The organism is Rossellomorea aquimaris, from assembly GCF_001877785.1.
Classification (GTDB): Bacteria; Bacillota; Bacilli; order Bacillales; family Bacillaceae_B; genus Rossellomorea; species Rossellomorea aquimaris_A.
Genome location: NZ_MINN01000074.1, coordinates 628,734 through 645,202, shown reverse-complemented (window position 1 = coordinate 645,202; position 16,469 = coordinate 628,734). Strand labels below are relative to the sequence as shown.

General features: G+C 43.6%; 18 protein-coding genes. All 18 read left to right on the top strand.

What is annotated here, in order from left to right:
* Positions 1 to 3: 3 nt before the first annotated feature.
* The 18 genes from fliM to BHE18_RS06975 all read left to right on the top strand — a co-directional run bounded on the left by fliM (position 4) and on the right by BHE18_RS06975 (position 16,334).
* Positions 4 to 999 (top strand): flagellar motor switch protein FliM, encoded by a 996-nt coding sequence (fliM, locus tag BHE18_RS07060; protein WP_071617876.1) that lies wholly within the window; start codon positions 4 to 6, stop codon positions 997 to 999.
* Positions 989 to 2,185 (top strand): flagellar motor switch phosphatase FliY, encoded by a 1,197-nt coding sequence (fliY, locus tag BHE18_RS07055; RefSeq protein ID WP_071617875.1) that lies wholly within the window; start codon positions 989 to 991, stop codon positions 2,183 to 2,185. The genes fliM and fliY overlap by 11 nt, the downstream gene beginning before the upstream one ends.
* A 73-nt stretch (positions 2,186 to 2,258) precedes the next feature.
* A complete protein-coding gene (locus BHE18_RS07050; RefSeq protein ID WP_032088822.1) occupies positions 2,259 to 2,621 on the top strand; it encodes a response regulator in 363 nt (120 codons plus the stop codon).
* 26 nt (positions 2,622 to 2,647) lie between these two features.
* A complete protein-coding gene (locus BHE18_RS07045; RefSeq protein WP_083573654.1) occupies positions 2,648 to 3,304 on the top strand; it encodes a flagellar biosynthetic protein FliO in 657 nt (218 codons plus the stop codon).
* Positions 3,297 to 3,962, top strand: a complete 666-nt coding sequence (fliP, locus tag BHE18_RS07040; RefSeq protein WP_071617873.1) for a flagellar type III secretion system pore protein FliP — start codon at positions 3,297 to 3,299, stop codon at positions 3,960 to 3,962. The genes BHE18_RS07045 and fliP overlap by 8 nt, the downstream gene beginning before the upstream one ends.
* Before the next feature lie 12 nt (positions 3,963 to 3,974).
* Positions 3,975 to 4,244 carry a flagellar biosynthesis protein FliQ gene (gene fliQ / locus BHE18_RS07035; RefSeq protein ID WP_032088820.1) on the top strand — a complete coding sequence of 90 codons (270 nt, stop codon included), beginning with the start codon at positions 3,975 to 3,977 and terminating at the stop codon, positions 4,242 to 4,244.
* A gap of 4 nt (positions 4,245 to 4,248) precedes the next feature.
* The gene (fliR, locus tag BHE18_RS07030) at positions 4,249 to 5,025 is read left to right on the top strand and encodes a flagellar biosynthetic protein FliR (RefSeq protein WP_071617872.1); all 777 of its coding nucleotides are present in this window, start codon (positions 4,249 to 4,251) and stop codon (positions 5,023 to 5,025) included.
* 1 nt (position 5,026) lies between these two features.
* Positions 5,027 to 6,109, top strand: coding sequence for a flagellar biosynthesis protein FlhB (gene flhB, locus BHE18_RS07025; protein ID WP_071617871.1), 1,083 nt, complete (start codon positions 5,027 to 5,029; stop codon positions 6,107 to 6,109).
* Positions 6,110 to 6,130: 21 nt separating this feature from the next.
* Complete coding sequence (flhA, locus tag BHE18_RS07020; RefSeq protein ID WP_071617870.1) at positions 6,131 to 8,167, top strand: flagellar biosynthesis protein FlhA; 2,037 nt, start codon at positions 6,131 to 6,133, stop codon at positions 8,165 to 8,167.
* Positions 8,168 to 8,172: 5 nt separating this feature from the next.
* On the top strand, positions 8,173 to 9,333 hold the full coding sequence (flhF, locus tag BHE18_RS07015) for a flagellar biosynthesis protein FlhF (protein ID WP_328585876.1): 1,161 nt from the start codon (positions 8,173 to 8,175) through the stop codon (positions 9,331 to 9,333).
* Entirely contained in the window at positions 9,308 to 10,174 is an 867-nt protein-coding gene (locus BHE18_RS07010; protein ID WP_071617868.1) for a MinD/ParA family protein, read from the top strand. The genes flhF and BHE18_RS07010 overlap by 26 nt, the downstream gene beginning before the upstream one ends.
* 4 nt (positions 10,175 to 10,178) lie before the next feature.
* Entirely contained in the window at positions 10,179 to 11,276 is a 1,098-nt protein-coding gene (locus BHE18_RS07005; RefSeq protein WP_071617867.1) for a protein-glutamate methylesterase/protein-glutamine glutaminase, read from the top strand.
* 15 nt (positions 11,277 to 11,291) lie between these two features.
* Positions 11,292 to 13,313: a chemotaxis protein CheA gene (locus BHE18_RS07000; protein ID WP_071617866.1), complete on the top strand. Its 2,022-nt coding sequence runs from the start codon at positions 11,292 to 11,294 to the stop codon at positions 13,311 to 13,313.
* A 20-nt stretch (positions 13,314 to 13,333) separates the two neighbouring features.
* Complete coding sequence (locus BHE18_RS06995) at positions 13,334 to 13,780, top strand: chemotaxis protein CheW (RefSeq protein WP_071617865.1); 447 nt, start codon at positions 13,334 to 13,336, stop codon at positions 13,778 to 13,780.
* A 9-nt stretch (positions 13,781 to 13,789) separates the two neighbouring features.
* Entirely contained in the window at positions 13,790 to 14,422 is a 633-nt protein-coding gene (locus BHE18_RS06990) for a chemotaxis protein CheC (protein WP_071617864.1), read from the top strand.
* Positions 14,419 to 14,916, top strand: coding sequence for a chemotaxis protein CheD (locus BHE18_RS06985; protein ID WP_071617863.1), 498 nt, complete (start codon positions 14,419 to 14,421; stop codon positions 14,914 to 14,916). The genes BHE18_RS06990 and BHE18_RS06985 overlap by 4 nt, the downstream gene beginning before the upstream one ends.
* A gap of 27 nt (positions 14,917 to 14,943) precedes the next feature.
* Entirely contained in the window at positions 14,944 to 15,702 is a 759-nt protein-coding gene (locus tag BHE18_RS06980; RefSeq protein ID WP_071617862.1) for a FliA/WhiG family RNA polymerase sigma factor, read from the top strand.
* Between the two features lie 83 nt (positions 15,703 to 15,785).
* Positions 15,786 to 16,334, top strand: coding sequence for a DUF6115 domain-containing protein (locus tag BHE18_RS06975; protein ID WP_141771821.1), 549 nt, complete (start codon positions 15,786 to 15,788; stop codon positions 16,332 to 16,334).
* Positions 16,335 to 16,469: the final 135 nt, after the last annotated feature.

The window sequence follows — 16,469 nt, the reverse complement described above, 5'->3', positions numbered from 1 at the left end:
GGAATGGCAGATGTATTGTCACAAAGTGAAATTGATGCCTTGTTATCAGCATTGAACACTGGTGAAATGAGTGCAGACGATTTTAAGAAAGAAGAAGAAGAAAGAAAAGTAAAAGTTTATGATTTTAAAAGGGCTTTGCGCTTCTCCAAAGATCAAATCAGAAGTTTGACCCGTATTCATGAGAACTTTGCAAGGATTTTAACCACTTATTTTTCCGCACAGCTTCGTACATATGTACAAATCAACGTTGCTTCAGCAGATCAGATTCCATATGAAGAATTCATTCGTTCGGTGCCGAAAATGACCATCTTGAATGTATATGAACTTCCCCCTTTGGACGGAAGGATCCTGATGGAAATCAATCCAAATATCGCTTATTCGATGATGGACCGGGTGATGGGCGGTAAAGGGGTCAGTGTCAATAAAGTGGAGAACTTGACGGAAATAGAGACAACGATCATGTCACAGCTGTTTGAACGGGCTTTCGAAAATTTAAGTGAAGCATGGAGTTCAGTCGCAGACGTGGTTCCGGTATTTGCGGAGTTTGAGGTCAATCCCCAATTCCTCCAGATGGTGTCCCCAAATGAAACCGTCGTGGTCATTTCTTTGAATACTACGATTGGAGAAACAAGCGGGATGATCAACATTTGCATCCCTCATGTGGTACTTGAACCCATTATTCCGAAACTCTCTGGAAGCTACTGGATGGAAACCAAGAAGAGGGACATCAAGCCGGAAGAAACGGCGAACCTGGAGAGAAGGATTAAAAAGGCATACGTTCCGGTTGTGGCAGAACTGGGAAATTCAGAAATTTCCATTGAGGATTTCCTGATGCTTGACAGCGGGGATGTCATTCAACTAAATGCCAGAATCGATGATCCTCTCACAATTAAGGTCGGGGAGATGCCGAAATTCACAGGTCAGCCTGGGAGATCTAACAATAAACTTGCAATCCAAATTTTAGAAACATTGAAAGGGGGAGACGACGATGATGAGTGATGATATGTTGTCACAAGATGAAATCGATGCGCTCCTTAGGGGTTCTGCAGAACCTGAAGAACAGGTTCCGGTCGAAATCAACATAAATGATTATATCAGTTCTATTGAACAAGATGCGTTAGGGGAAATTGGGAATATCTCTTTTGGCAGTTCTGCAACAGCGTTATCCACATTGCTTAATCAAAAGGTTGAAATCACGACTCCAAAAGTGTCCATTGTGAATAAAAATTTACTGGAGGAAGAATTCCCTCATCCGTACGTTGCAATAGAAGTTAAGTATACTGAAGGGTTTTCGGGGGCAAATCTGCTGGTGATTAAACAGTCCGATGCTTCAATCATCGCTGATTTGATGCTTGGGGGAGACGGGCTGAATCCTTCCGGGGAACTGGGGGAAATTCAGCTCAGTGCAGTTCAGGAAGCGATGAATCAAATGATGGGTTCCGCCGCTACATCCATGTCGACGGTATTCAGTAAGAAGGTCGATATCTCACCTCCTTCCATTGATTTAATGTATATACCGCAGGGGGAAGGACAGGAGAACATCCCTGACCAGGATCTGCTGGTAAAGGTTTCTTTTTCACTGAAAATCGGAAATCTCATCGATTCAAGTATTATGCAGCTTCTTCCGTTAAGTTTTGCAAGAAGTCTTGTCGATGAGCTAATGAATGGAAGCGGGGAAGAAGCAGAGGTAAACACAGACATCCCTGCAGAGCAAGATGTTCAACAGGAACCGCCTGCCCGTCATATGGGGGGACAAGCAGCAAGAAATGAAGCACCTGGTGCAGCTGCTGACAAGCATGCCCAGCCTGTGGGGCAGCAATCACCGCCACAGCATTATGGCGGCTATGGATATTCAGGTCAGCAGGTGAATGTACAACCTGCCACTTTCTCTGAATTTCAGCCTGGCGGGTTAGGCCAGCAGGAATCGAAAAATCTTGATATGCTCCTCGACATCCCGTTACAGGTTACGGTGGAACTCGGAAGGACGAATCGTTCCGTAAAGGACATATTGGAAATGTCTTCGGGTTCGATCATTGAACTCGATAAATTAGCAGGCGAACCGGTTGATATCCTGGTGAACAGCAGACTGATCGCGAAAGGTGAAGTGGTGGTGATCGATGAGAATTTTGGTGTCCGCATCACGGATATCGTAAGCCCGAGTGACCGGTTGAACAAACTCAGGTAAATTCTAAATTAAAGGAAGTACCATAGATAATAAGAAGTTAAAATAATTATTTGATAGGTGGAGGATGACGGCGATGGCAAATAAGATTTTGATTGTAGATGATGCAGCTTTTATGCGGATGATGATTAAAGATATTCTAACGAAAAATGGATTTGAGGTAGTAGGTGAAGCTGCTGATGGTGCCCAGGCAGTAGAGAAGTACAAAGAAGTACAGCCTGACTTGGTGACAATGGATATCACCATGCCTGAGAAAGATGGCATCGCAGCACTGAAGGATATCAAAGCGATGGATCCCGGGGCGAAAATCATTATGTGTTCAGCAATGGGCCAGCAGGCAATGGTCATCGATGCAATCCAGGCAGGCGCAAAGGACTTCATTGTCAAACCGTTTCAGGCCGACCGTGTAATCGAGGCGATTCAGAAAGCTTTAAGTTAACAGTTTTTAAGAAGGTGTATGTATTGATGAAGCTTCAACTAGTAATGAGTGTTCTATGTATTCTCATCCTGGCATGTGTCGGTGTGTCACCGGCACATGCCAACATGAAGTCAGTGGATGACTGGTATGAAAGTCCTGGAAGCGGCGAAAATGGCAGCAACAAAGATGTGAAACCTTCTGAAAAGGAAAACATTGAGGAAACTCAAACAGCGGGCGTCACTTTCTTTGATTATGTGAAAATGATCTTTGCTTTGATATTTGTAGTAGCACTTATATATTTCCTGTTAAAATTCATTAACCAAAAAGGAAGATCGTTTCAACAGACAAAGATGATCAACCATTTAGGGGGGGCCCCACTTGGGGGGAACCGCTCTGTACAGATTGTCAAAGTAGGAAACCAAGTGCTGGTATTAGGGGTTGGAGAGGATATCCAGCTGTTAAAAGAGGTACATGATGAAAAAGAAAAAGAAGAGATTCTGGCTTATTATCATAATGGGACCGAGCAGGTGCGCGATGCAAAGACGGTCGTTTCGAATCTGCTGACGAAGGTAACAGGCGGTACGGGAAGTTCTGAACAAGGCTCTTTTCAGTCTCATTTCAAAAAGCAGCTGGACGAAATGAGTAAAGGGAGAAAAAAGATGCTTAAGGATTTGAAGGACAAGGAGAACCGCTCAGATGAATGAATTTATGGAATTTTTCAATGGAAGCCCTGCGGACTCTGTTTCCACCAGTGTAAAGCTCCTGCTGTTATTTACGGTACTGTCGCTGGCACCGAGCATCCTTATTCTAATGACATCTTTTACCCGTATCATGATTGTCCTTTCCTTTGTAAGGACTTCACTGGCAACTCAGCAAATGCCGCCGAACCAGGTGTTGGTCGGGCTCTCCTTATTCTTGACCTTCTTTATCATGGCACCGACGTTCCAGGAGGTTAACGATCAGGCTTTGACACCTCTTTTTAATGAAGAAATCAATCTGGAGGAAGCGTATGAGAAAGCTGCTGTCCCTTTTAAGGAATTCATGAGTAAACATACAAGACAGAAGGATCTTGAGCTCTTCTTAAGCTATTCCGGTGCTGAAAGACCGGAATCAATCGCGGATATACCGATGACCTCTCTTGTACCGGCATTTGCGTTGAGCGAAATCAAGACAGCCTTCCAAATCGGCTTTATGATTTTCATCCCGTTTCTTGTCATAGACATGGTGGTGGCCAGTGTCTTAATGTCAATGGGTATGATGATGCTACCGCCGGTAATGATCTCACTGCCGTTCAAAATTTTACTATTTGTACTGGTGGATGGCTGGTACTTGGTCGTTAAATCTCTTTTAGAAAGTTTTTAAGTGGGTGATTTTATGAATGCCGAATCTGTTATTGCGTTAGCCGAACGCGGGGTATATATAACTCTAATCGTATCCGGTCCATTGCTGCTGCTTGCACTTGTAGTGGGCTTGATTGTAAGTATCTTTCAGGCAACCACACAAATCCAGGAGCAGACGCTTGCATTCATTCCGAAGATTGTCGCGGTACTGATCGGGATTGTGTTTTTTGGACCATGGATGCTGACGAAAATAGTCACCTATTCATCACAGATCTTTTCTGACTTAACAAGGTTTGTAGGATAATAGAATGTCAGAGCTTGCACCTGTATTATCGGTATTCTTACTCGTTTTTGTTAGGGTTTCAGCTTTTTTTGTCACAATGCCTTTATTTTCATACCGCAACATCCCTGCACAGCATCGCCTGGCCTTTTCGCTGGTGCTTTCGTGGGTGATGTATTATACGGTCGAATCAAAAGCATTTGAAATCAACGGCCAATATATCCTCTTGGTGATGAAAGAAGCAATGGTGGGTCTTTTGATTGGGTTTGTTGCTTATATGATTGTTTCCGCGATCCAAATAGCCGGGGGGTTCATTGATTTTCAGATGGGATTTGCCATTGCGAATGTCATCGATCCCCAGACTGGTGCACAAAGCCCCTTGATGGGGCAGTATCTGTACACTTTTTCATTACTTTTACTCCTGGCTCTGAATGGGCACCATTTAATTCTTGACGGCATCTTTTACAGCTATCAGCTCATACCGGTCGACAGCCCTTGGATTCCCTTTGGCGATGAGAATTTAATTGACTATATCATCAAAACCTTTAATTCCATGTTCATCATCGCTTTTCAAATGTCGATTCCGGTTGTAGCGACTCTCTTCCTTGTGGATGTCGCTTTGGGGATCGTTGCAAGGACCGTTCCTCAGCTGAATGTATTCGTTGTAGGTTTTCCCATTAAAATTGCGGTCTCATTTATTGTTCTTTTTATTGTGATGCGCGTCATGTTTGCTGTCATGCAGCAGCTATTTGAAATGATGTTCATCACGATGCGGGATTTAATGAAATTAATTGGGGGCGCGTAAGGTGCAGTGGTTAACATTAGATTTACAGTTCTTCAGTGGTGAAAAAACAGAGAAGGCCACACCTAAGAAAAGGGAGGACGCCAAAAAGAAAGGCCAGACTGCTAAAAGTCAGGATGTCAACACAGCGATCATCCTGTTGGCGGTGTTTTTATTTTTCACCTTCGGGGCCTCCTATATCGGCAATATAGTATTTGACTTATTCCGTCAATCCTTTCAGGAATATATGCTGATGGAGGTGACTGAAAATACTGTCCAGGTCATCACGATGGATCTGATGAAAGAGTTAGCGCTTCTTCTGGGACCCATCATGCTGGTGGCGATGGTGGCAGGCATTGCGGCCAACTATATTCAGGTGGGTGCCATGTTCACCACCAAGCCCCTGGAACCGAAATTGGAAAAAATAGACCCGATAAAAGGATTCAAGCGTATTTTTTCACTCAGGGCCATCGTGGAACTTCTGAAGTCGATACTGAAAATCTCATTCATCGGGGCCATTACCTTTGTGGTGCTCTGGACGAATATAGAAGAAGTGCTGAGTTTATCATTCAAATCTGTTGGTGATTCCCTGATCGTCATGTCAAAATTGGCCGTGCAGATGGGAATAGCTGCCTCACTGGCTCTGTTGTTTTTGTCGGTATTTGATTATCTTTATCAAAAATTCGATTTTGAAAAAAATATACGGATGTCAAAACAAGATCTGAAGGATGAACACAAAAACATCGAGGGGGACCCTTTGATTAAATCCAAAATTAAGCAAAGGCAGCGGGAAATGGCCATGCGCCGGATGATGCAGGAAGTCCCGGAAGCCGATGTGGTGATAACGAATCCCACCCACTTTGCCATTGTCCTGAAGTATGATGAAACGAAAAGAGATGCTCCCTATGTTGTTGCAAAGGGAGTGGATTATCTGGCGCAGAAAATAAAATATATTGCCAAAGAAAATGATGTGGTGATGGTGGAGAACCGCCCGCTGGCGCGATCATTGTATGATGCAGCCGAAGTCGGGGATACCGTACCGGAAGAGTTCTTTAAAGCGGTGGCTGAAATTCTCGCATATGTGTACCGGATCCAAAACAAACTGTAAGAATGTTAGGAGAGTAATAGTATGTCAGCAAGAGATTTATCCGTATTAGCCAGTGTCATATTGATCGTAGCCATGCTTATCATCCCATTCCCTTCCTGGATGTTGAGTGTGCTTATTATTGTAAATATTTCACTTGCTCTTTTAGTACTCCTAACCTCGATGAATATGAATGAACCGCTCCAATTCTCCATTTTTCCTTCGTTACTGCTGCTGCTTACGCTATTTCGCTTAGGTCTAAATGTTTCCACAACGAGGTCGATTCTCAGCAAGGGAGAAGCAGGGGGCGTTGTGGAAACATTTGGAACATTTGTGGTTGGAGGAAATGTCTTAGTCGGTCTCGTCGTTTTCGTGATCTTGATTGTCATTCAATTCATTGTCATTACCAAAGGATCGGAGCGTGTATCCGAAGTCGCTGCAAGGTTTACGCTTGATGCCATGCCAGGTAAGCAAATGAGCATCGATGCCGACCTGAATGCGGGAATGATTTCCGAACATGATGCCAGGCACCGGAGGGATAAGATCAGCAGGGAAGCAGATTTTTATGGTGCGATGGATGGTGCTTCAAAGTTCGTAAAGGGTGATGCGATCGCAGGAATAGTGATTGTCATGATCAACTTGATTTTCGGGATCATTATCGGTATGACCCAGCAGGGACTGCCGATCGGGGAGGCGGCCACCCGCTATTCACTCCTTACTGTCGGGGATGGGATCGTCAGTCAAATTCCGGCATTATTGATTTCAACTGCTACGGGTATTGTGGTGACACGGGCCGCATCAGAAGGGAATCTCGGCCAGGACATCATGAAACAGCTTTTGGCCTATCCGTATATGCTCTATGTAGCAGCGTTCACCATTTTTATGCTTGGTGTGGCAACGCCGATAAATGATCTATTGACTATTCCCATTGCGGCAGCGATGGCAATTGGAGGATTTATGCTCTCACGTACCCCTGTCGAAAGTGAAACTGAAACGGCTGCAATGGAGGAAGAAATAGAGACAGAAGAAATGAAGAGTCCCGAAAGTGTAGTCAATCTCCTTAATGTAGATCCCATAGAATTTGAATTCGGCTATGGGTTGATCCCCCTTGCAGATACAAATCAGGGAGGCGATCTGCTTGATCGCATCGTCATGATCAGGAGACAGCTTGCAATTGAGCTTGGGTTAGTGATTCCGGTCGTAAGGATCAGGGATAATATCCAGCTTCAGCCCAATGAATACCGTTTGAAAATCAAAGGCAGTGAAATGGCAAGGGGAGAACTATTGCTTGATCATTACTTAGCCATGAGTCCCGGTGTAGAGGATGATTCAATTGAAGGGATAGACACAGTTGAACCTTCATTTGGTCTTCCAGCCAAATGGATTTCAGAGGATATGAAGGAACAGGCGGAAATATTCGGTTACACCGTGGTGGATCCACCTTCCGTGGTTTCCACTCATATTACAGAAGTGATCAAGACGAATGCCCATGAACTGCTAGGCAGACAAGAAACGAAACAATTAATTGATCATCTTCAGGAATCCTATCCGATTCTCGTTGAGGAGGTCACCCCGAACCCGTTATCAGTGGGAGAGGTGCAGAAAGTGCTGGCCAAACTGTTAAAAGAAAATGTGTCAGTCCGTAATCTTCCAGTCATCTTTGAAACACTTGCTGATTTTTCTAAAATGAGCTCGGACACGGACCTGCTTGCTGAATACGTAAGACAGGCACTTGCCCGTCAAATCACGAATCATTATGTCCAGGAAAATGGGAACCTTAAAGTGGTCACGATGTCCGGCAAGGCAGAAAAGCTGATTGCAGATTCCATTCAGCAGACAGAACACGGGAATTATTTATCGATGGATCCAAGCGATTCACAGCGTCTGCTCGAAACCATCGCCAACCAGATCGAACAATTATCTTTGATGGAAGAATCACCTATCATCCTGTGTTCCCCTGCTGTCAGAATGTATGTCCGGCAATTGACAGAACGTTATTTTCCGCAAGTGCCGATTCTCTCATATAACGAATTGGAAGCGAATGTAGAAGTACAAAGTGTTGGGGTGGTGAATGTAGATTGAAAGTAGTGAAATATGTAGCACCCAGTATGAATGAAGCTATGAAAAAGGTAAGGAGCGAGCTGGGGGAAGATGCGGTCCTCTTAAATTCAAAGGTGACGCATACAGGGGGAATATTGGGTTTGTTCAAGAAAAAGATGGTCGAGGTCGTTGCTGCAGTCGATCCTATGATCGAAACGGAAAAAGCAGAAATGAAAAAAATTCGTCACCAGCATACATTACCGAAATCATCTCCTGAAAACACAGTTAAAGAAAAAAAATCAATCCCTGAAGACTCTGTTCAGCAAGAGTTGAAAGAATTAAAAAATATGATTGCTGCTTTCACGACTGCAAAACAATTCGAGCAGTATGATGAAAGAATCCGGCGACTACTGACTCATTTACAAGAGCAAGGTCTAAAAGAGGCACTTCTCGTTCAGGCAGCCAGCTATCTTGATGATAAATTGAAACTTGATACAGAAAAAACAAACAATGTCGAAGCCGATTTGCTTGTATGGGCAAGACAGTTTATAAAAAACGAAATCATGGATATTCCAATGTTGGGAATAAGTTATAAGAAAAAATATATCAATGTTATCGGTCCGACCGGTGTGGGGAAGACGACCACTCTCGCGAAAATGGCTGCAGAGGCAGTGATAGACAAAAGAATGAAGATAGGATTCATTACGACGGATACATACAGGATCGCAGCCATTGAGCAATTAAAGACATATGCCGGTCTCCTGAATGTGCCGGTGGAAGTAGTTTATAAACTTGAGGACTATAATAAAGCAATCGATAAATACAAGGATTTCGATCATGTATTCATAGATACGGCAGGAAGGAATTTCAGGGAACAGAAATATGTAGAAGACATGCGTAAGATAATAGACTTTGAGCGGGACATGGAAACATTCCTGGTGTTATCCCTGACAAGCAAGGAAACGGACATGAAAGATATCATCGCCCAATTTTCTTCCATTGATATAAGCCGTTACATTTTTACAAAACTGGATGAAACATCGAGTTATGGTTCGATGATGAATATCATCAAGGAAACACAGAGGGGAATTGCCTATATAACAACAGGCCAGGACGTTCCAGAAGATATCACTGAAGTGAATGCCGATGAAATCGGAAGACTGCTTCTGAAAGGATTCAGTTATGAAAGATCAAGCATATCATCTTAGGCAAAAGATGCTTCTGAATTCACATCCTCCTGCAAAGACGATAGGCATTGTCAGCGGTAAAGGGGGCGTGGGTAAATCAAATATATCAACCAACCTGTCGATATTATTAGGGAATGCACATAAGAAGATCCTATTATTTGATATGGATATCGGGATGGGGAACATCCATATCCTCCTGGGCAGTCATAACCATTTATCAATCATGGATTATATCAGGAATAAAGACCTTAATATCAATGATGTCATATGTGAAAATGTTCATGGAATTTCCTATATTAGCGGAGGGAATGGCCTTGATAGTGTAGTAGAGTGGAAGGAAGAGCAGCAAGACCGCTTTTTTGAGGCGATGGATCAATTGGTTCTAAAGTATGACTATATAGTGTTTGATATGGGAGCGGGAGCAACCAAGGGAACACTGGATTTCCTGTTGACGATGGAGCAGATTATGGTCGTCACCACTCCTGAGCCGACTTCGATAACCGATGCATATTCCATGATGAAATATATCCATTTGAGGGATGAAATGAAAGAATTCTACCTTGTGTGTAACAGGGCAGAGAGTAAGCAGGAAGGCTTGCTTACCCTTTCAAGGCTGCAGGAAACAGCCAGGAAGTTTTTGAAAAAGGAAATTATCCCGTTGGGGGTTTTGCCTGAAGATCCCGCAGTAAGAAAAGCGGTAAGCATGCAGGTTCCCTTGATCAAAAGTTTTCCGCGTTCGCAAATTTCATTGGCCTTGGATTCTCTTGCAAATCGTTTTCTCAATGAATCTGACAAATTTGAATTTCAAAACGAGAAACCTTCGTTCTTGAAAAATATAAAGAGTTTATTTTTCAGGAGGTAAAGAGATGAAGAAAAGAGTGCTGGTAGTCGATGATTCAGCATTTATGAGAAAGCTGATCAGTGACTTCATATCTGCTTCAGAAGAAATGGAAGTAGTGGGAATTGCCCGCAACGGAGAAGACGCTCTGGTGAAGATAAAAAATCTTTCACCGGATGTCATCACCCTTGACGTTGAAATGCCGAAGATGAACGGCATAGAGGCATTAAAGAAAATAATGTCCGAATGTCCAGTTCCGGTTGTCATGCTTTCTTCCACTACCAAAGAAGGGGCAGAGGAAACCATTAAAGCGGTCCAGTATGGTGCGGTTGATTTTATTGCAAAGCCTTCAGGTACGATTTCACTGGACCTGCATAAGATTCAGGAGGAAATCGTACGCAAGGTGTATACAGCAAGTCTTGTGCCGATCACTAAGCTGCTTGGGCAGCCGTCTCCGACTGTGGTTTCTCCAAACAGAAAAGTCAATCATGAAGAAATTGATGAGTCCGCGCTGGAATGTAAAACTGCCCGCCCAATGCAGGACATTCAAAAACCTGGACTTATCATGATCGGAACATCGACTGGCGGTCCAAGGGCATTACAGCATGTGCTGACAAATCTGCCATCCTCCCTGGATGCACCTGTAGCCATCGTGCAGCACATGCCTCCCGGGTTTACGAAATCCCTGGCAGACCGCTTGAACTCCCTGGCTGTTATAACGGTAAAAGAAGCAGAACATGGGGAGCTTCTAGAGAAGGGTACTGCCTATATCGCACCGGGCGGGTTCCATATGAGGATAATGAACGAAGAATCAAACTTGATGGTCCATTTAACCAAGGAAGAACCTCCGAGAAACGGGCACCGTCCATCCGTTGATGTCTTATTTGAATCAGCAAGCACTCTCGGCAGCTGCAAAAAAGTTGCGGTGGTGATGACCGGAATGGGATCTGACGGTACAGAAGGCCTGATGAAGCTGAAAGAGACCGGAAACGTTACAGCGATTGCAGAATCACATGAAACTTGCATCGTTTACGGAATGCCTAAATCTGTAATAGCTGCAAAGCTTGCAGACGAAGTCGTCAATGTAGAAGGAATTGGTCAATCGATAATGAAATACATGGGATAGAGAGGTGTAGAACATATGGAAATGAGCCAATATTTAGAAGTCTTTATTGAGGAAAGTAAAGAAAATCTGCAGACATGCAATGAACAATTGCTTGAATTGGAAAAGAATCCAGAAAATCTATCAATCGTAAATGAAATTTTTCGAGCAGCCCACACCTTGAAAGGTATGTCTGCAACGATGGGATATGAAGACCTGGCGAACCTCACTCATAAAATGGAGAATGTACTCGACGGGATCAGAAACGAGAAAATATATGTTTCTCCCGAGGTGTTGGATGTGGTCTTTAAATCGGTGGATGACCTTGAAGCGATGGTCATTTCCATCGCGAATGGAGGAGATGGGAAGCGGGATGTGACGGAAGTGGTCACTTTGCTCCAGTCAATTGAAAAAGGCGAAGGGATCCAGGCGGTCCAAGCGGATGCCCACTCAGAGACAGCTTCAGCCGTGGCTCATGAAAAAGCTTCGATTGAATATGAAGCCTACGAACAGACCATAATCGAACAGTCATATGAACAGGGTATGAAGTGTTTTGAAATTTCTGTTTCATTAAGGGAAGACTGCCTCCTTAAAGCAGCAAGAGTCTATATGGTCTTTGAAGTTTTGGAGAAAAGCGGGGAAATCATTAAATCAGAACCCTCAGTGGATAAGCTGGAAGAAGAGCAATTTGATCAATCTTTTACCGTTACTCTTATAACGAATGAAGATGCAGCAAGCCTGGAGAAAAAGGTAATGAAAGTGTCAGAAGTAGAGAAAGCGGAAGTTTCAGAAATAATCCCTGCTGCTTTTAAGGGTAGTCCTGCAGTACATACAGATGAAACAAAGACAACTAGAAAAGAAGAAGGGGATTCACTAAAAATAGAAAAGTCCCCTACTCAAAAATCAGGTCCGGCAAATAAAACGATAAGAGTGAATATCGAGCGTTTGGATATCTTGATGAATTTATTTGAAGAACTTGTCATAGACCGCGGGAGACTGGAACAGATTTCCCAAGACCTCGGAAATCCTGAATTGAATGAAACGGTTGAAAGGATGACTCGTATTTCCGGGGATTTACAAACTATCATCTTGAATATGAGGATGGTTCCGGTTGAAACAGTATTCAATCGATTCCCTAGAATGGTACGCCAGCTGGCAAGAGATCTAAATAAAAAAATCAATATTGAAATTATCGGGGCTGAAACCGAACTTGACCGTACTGTTATTGATGAAATAGGAGATCCTCTTGTCCACCTGATCCGTAATGCGATCGATCATGGAATCGAGAAACCGGATATCCGCGTGAAGAACGGAAAACCGGAAGAGGGTACAGTAAAGCTCAAAGCCTACCACAGCGGAAATCATGTATTCATTGAATTGGAAGATGACGGTGCCGGCATCAATAAACACCGGGTCCTTGAGAAAGCGGTTCAAAAAGGAATCGTCAGTGAAGAAACCGCCCACACACTCACCGACCGTCAAATCTATGAATTGATTTTAGCTTCCGGTTTTTCCACTGCAGAACAAATTTCCGATATATCCGGAAGGGGAGTCGGCCTGGATGTAGTCAAAGCGACGATAGAATCCCTTGGCGGATCAATCACCATAGATTCTACTGAAGGAAATGGGTCATTGTTTTCCATTCAATTGCCGCTTACCCTTTCTATCATTTCGGTTATGCTGGTTGAAATCGAGAAGGAGAAATACGCGATACCGTTATCCTCCATTATTGAAACAGCAATCGTAAAAAAAGAGGAAATCATGAACGCGCACAATCAAAAAGTGATCGACTTCCGCGGTAAAGTAGTTCCGCTTATCTTCCTTGAGGATGTTTTTGAAGTACCAAAAGAAAAAATGGAAGAAGACTACTATTCCACTGTGATCGTACGTAAAGGGGAAAAGATGGCGGGACTTGTGGTCGATTCCTTTATCGGACAGCAGGAGATTGTGCTGAAGTCACTGGGCAATTATTTAACTGATGTATTTGCCATTTCCGGGGCGACCATTCTTGGAGACGGACAGGTGGCATTGATTGTTGATTGCAATGCATTAATTAAATAGGGAATAGGGGGCAGCCAAAAATGAATGAGACGACAACAAAAACAGAAGATCTTAAACTAATCGTATTTCAATTAGTAGATAAGGAATATGCCATTCCTGTCAATCAAGTGCGGTCAATTGAAAAGCTCGAACATATAACGAGGCTTCCAAAGACTCCCGCATATGTAAAAGGTGTTATAAATTTACGCGGTGTTGTCACTCCGATCATCGACTTGCGATCCAAGTTTGGGCTGAGCGCCTCGATAACGAACGACAGCAGCCGGGTCATTATCGCAGGGGCTGAGGACAAAGAAGTAGGATTGATTGTAGATGCAGCCAATGATGTACTGGATGTTTCCAAGGAAGCGGTTGAACCGTCCCCCGAAGTAGTGGGAGTGCTAGAAGCAGAATACATCGGGGGAGTAGTGAAAAAAGACAGAAGGCTGCTTATATTACTTCATCTCGATAAAATCCTTGAAGCATTGTAGGCGAATTCCATGGGATATGTACGTACCGTAAACTCCATTCATCTCGATTTACTAAAAGAAATAGGCAATATCGGTGCCGGCCATGCTGCTACAGCATTATCAGTGTTATTGGATAAACAGATTGATATGAAAGTCCCCAGTGTAAAAATCGTTTCTTTTGATGAAATGATGGATATGGCCGGCGGCGCAGACAATGTGGTGGTAAGTATCTTTCTGAGGATAGAAGGCGACGCTCCGGGCAGCATGTTTTTTATTCTGTCCCTCGAACAGGCAGAAGCTTTTATACAATCCATGCTCCGCGATGATCATTTTTCATTTGAAGACAGGAATCCTTCCGAACTGGGTCTATCGGCCATGCAGGAATTGGGAAATATACTTTCCGGATCTTATCTGTCTTCACTGGCGGACTTTACACAGCTGAACCTGCAGCCTTCAGTACCATCCTTGACGGTGGATATGGCAGGGGCAGTCATTGGTTTCGGCTTGATTGAAATCTCTCAGGTAAGTGATTATGCAATTGTAATCGATACTGCCATAAAAGAAATGGCAGCGGGATCTGAAAGTGTGAACGGTCATTTCTTCCTGCTCCCCGATCCCGATTCACTTCATGTCATATTTCAATCGCTTGGAGTAAAAGGATGACACTGATAGAAACTGTCGTAAAAGTAGGCATCGCTGATATGAATACTGTAAGGGGCATCGGTTCGATACGTACTTCGGGATTGGGTTCTTGTGTAGGGGTCGTTTTATATGACGATACCGTAGGGATTGCCGGCATGGTGCATGTCATGCTTCCAAGTTCCGCGATTGCCAAAGAAGGACCGCTTAACTCAGCTAAATATGCAGATTCAGGCGTGGAGGAATTGATACGCAGTCTGAAGGGGATGGGGGCGGCCCTTCACCGGCTGAAATGTAAAATGGCCGGAGGAGCCCAGATGTTCCAGCTTTCATCAAAGAGCGACAGGATGAGAATTGGTCCCCGGAATGTAGAAGCTGTGAGAGAAATACTTGAGAAAAACAACATACCCGTCATCGGGGAGGATGTAGGAGGAAGCAAAGGGAGGACAATTGAATTCTTTGTTTCGGATTTCACCCTGCAGGTAAGGACCGTGAATGAGGGAATTAAAATATTGTAGGTCAAAAATTTATGGAGGAGGAGTCTTATGTCTCAGCAGCCCGCTCGGACCGAGGAACAACACTATTGGGATAAATGGATATCAAACCGCGATACAGAGGCGGGTGATTTGTTGGTAAAGAAATATATGCCGCTTGTATCCTACCATGTCGCGCGGATTTCAGTCGGCCTGCCGAAAAACGTCTCGAGAGAAGATATTAAAAGTCTCGGGTTGATGGGATTGCTCGACGCCCTTCAGAAATTCGACCCGTCCAGGGATTTGAAATTTGATACATATGCTTCTTTCCGGGTAAGAGGAGCGATACTTGACGGTTTAAGGAAAGAAGATTGGCTCCCCCGCTCGACACGGGATAAAGCTAAAAGAATCGAATCGAAAATCCTTGAGCTCGAACAAAGGCATCTCAGGCATGTAAGTGCAGAAGAAGTAGCGAGGGAATTGGAAATGTCAGCTGAGGATGTCTATCAGATAACCAATGAACACTTTTTTGCCAATGTATTATCCATGGATGACCAGCTTACGGATGAAGATCATGAAACCCAGAGCTATTCATTGAAGGATCATAAAACACTCTCTCCCGAAGAGGAAATTTTAAAAGGAGAGAGTTTGACAGAGCTGGAACTGACCATTGGGAAACTATCAGAAAAAGAACAACTTGTGTTAAGTTTATTTTATAAAGAGGAATTGACTCTGACAGAAATCGGTGAAATCATGAAGCTTTCAACGTCAAGGATCTCACAAATCCATTCAAAGGCCATTTATAAATTGAGAAACCTTCTTGACTCCTGACCTTCTAAAGGAGAAATAACAGAGAAGATTTGTAAGACTGAAAGGCTGTTCCTGTCTTCTTATGAAAATGTAGAGTCTTTTTTATGCCAAAACCAAGAACAGGTGATATCATGTCCACTTTTTTATTATTTGTTTCGTTTCTGCTCAATATCATTTGTCTCCTTGCCATCGTGGTCCTCTATACAAGGCAGAACAGGTATGTTGATTTGGAAAGGCGCCAGGGGAAAATGATTGAAGAGATGGAAGAGACGATATCAGCATACCTCATAGAAATGAAAGAAGAGAATGAAGCTTTTATTGACAGTTTCCACCAGCGTAAAGGCAGTGGTGCACCACAAAGGGACAAGTCTGAGGCTGATTTCGAAGCTGCTCCCGCTGACATGGGACACGTTTCCCCAGCCAACAAGCGTCTGAATGCTGCAAAGGCGTATAAGAACAATTCGCCGGCCGGAGTGACGGACCAGGAAAATGGATGGACGCCGATTCTACCGGAAGTCATAGAGGAAGAAACACTTATTTCACAGGTATTACATTTATATGAGAAGGGTCTTTCCATTGAAGATATAGCAAAAAAACTCGGAAAAGGAATAACCGAGATTGAACTACTTATTAAATTTAATCAAAAGTCATAATAAATCCTTGCCTGGGCAAAAGAGGTATGCTATAGTATTCATGGTGTGACTACACACGTTTCTCGATTGAGTGGATGGTGCTATTCAGAAGGATAGTTTCTGCTCCAAGATGACGGAAACGGAGGAGGAAAATTA

Coding starts and splice junctions, on each gene's coding strand:
- fliR (WP_071617872.1), top strand. CDS start 4,249: ATGTCAGAGCTTGCACCTGTATTATCGGTATTCTTACTCGTTTTTGTT.
- BHE18_RS07000 (WP_071617866.1), top strand. CDS start 11,292: ATGGAAATGAGCCAATATTTAGAAGTCTTTATTGAGGAAAGTAAAGAA.
- BHE18_RS06990 (WP_071617864.1), top strand. CDS start 13,790: ATGGGATATGTACGTACCGTAAACTCCATTCATCTCGATTTACTAAAA.
- BHE18_RS06975 (WP_141771821.1), top strand. CDS start 15,786: ATGCCAAAACCAAGAACAGGTGATATCATGTCCACTTTTTTATTATTT.
- fliQ (WP_032088820.1), top strand. CDS start 3,975: ATGAATGCCGAATCTGTTATTGCGTTAGCCGAACGCGGGGTATATATA.
- fliP (WP_071617873.1), top strand. CDS start 3,297: ATGAATGAATTTATGGAATTTTTCAATGGAAGCCCTGCGGACTCTGTT.
- fliY (WP_071617875.1), top strand. CDS start 989: ATGATGAGTGATGATATGTTGTCACAAGATGAAATCGATGCGCTCCTT.
- BHE18_RS06995 (WP_071617865.1), top strand. CDS start 13,334: ATGAATGAGACGACAACAAAAACAGAAGATCTTAAACTAATCGTATTT.
- BHE18_RS07010 (WP_071617868.1), top strand. CDS start 9,308: ATGAAAGATCAAGCATATCATCTTAGGCAAAAGATGCTTCTGAATTCA.
- BHE18_RS06985 (WP_071617863.1), top strand. CDS start 14,419: ATGACACTGATAGAAACTGTCGTAAAAGTAGGCATCGCTGATATGAAT.
- fliM (WP_071617876.1), top strand. CDS start 4: ATGGCAGATGTATTGTCACAAAGTGAAATTGATGCCTTGTTATCAGCA.
- BHE18_RS06980 (WP_071617862.1), top strand. CDS start 14,944: ATGTCTCAGCAGCCCGCTCGGACCGAGGAACAACACTATTGGGATAAA.
- BHE18_RS07045 (WP_083573654.1), top strand. CDS start 2,648: ATGAAGCTTCAACTAGTAATGAGTGTTCTATGTATTCTCATCCTGGCA.
- BHE18_RS07050 (WP_032088822.1), top strand. CDS start 2,259: ATGGCAAATAAGATTTTGATTGTAGATGATGCAGCTTTTATGCGGATG.
- BHE18_RS07005 (WP_071617867.1), top strand. CDS start 10,179: ATGAAGAAAAGAGTGCTGGTAGTCGATGATTCAGCATTTATGAGAAAG.
- flhA (WP_071617870.1), top strand. CDS start 6,131: ATGTCAGCAAGAGATTTATCCGTATTAGCCAGTGTCATATTGATCGTA.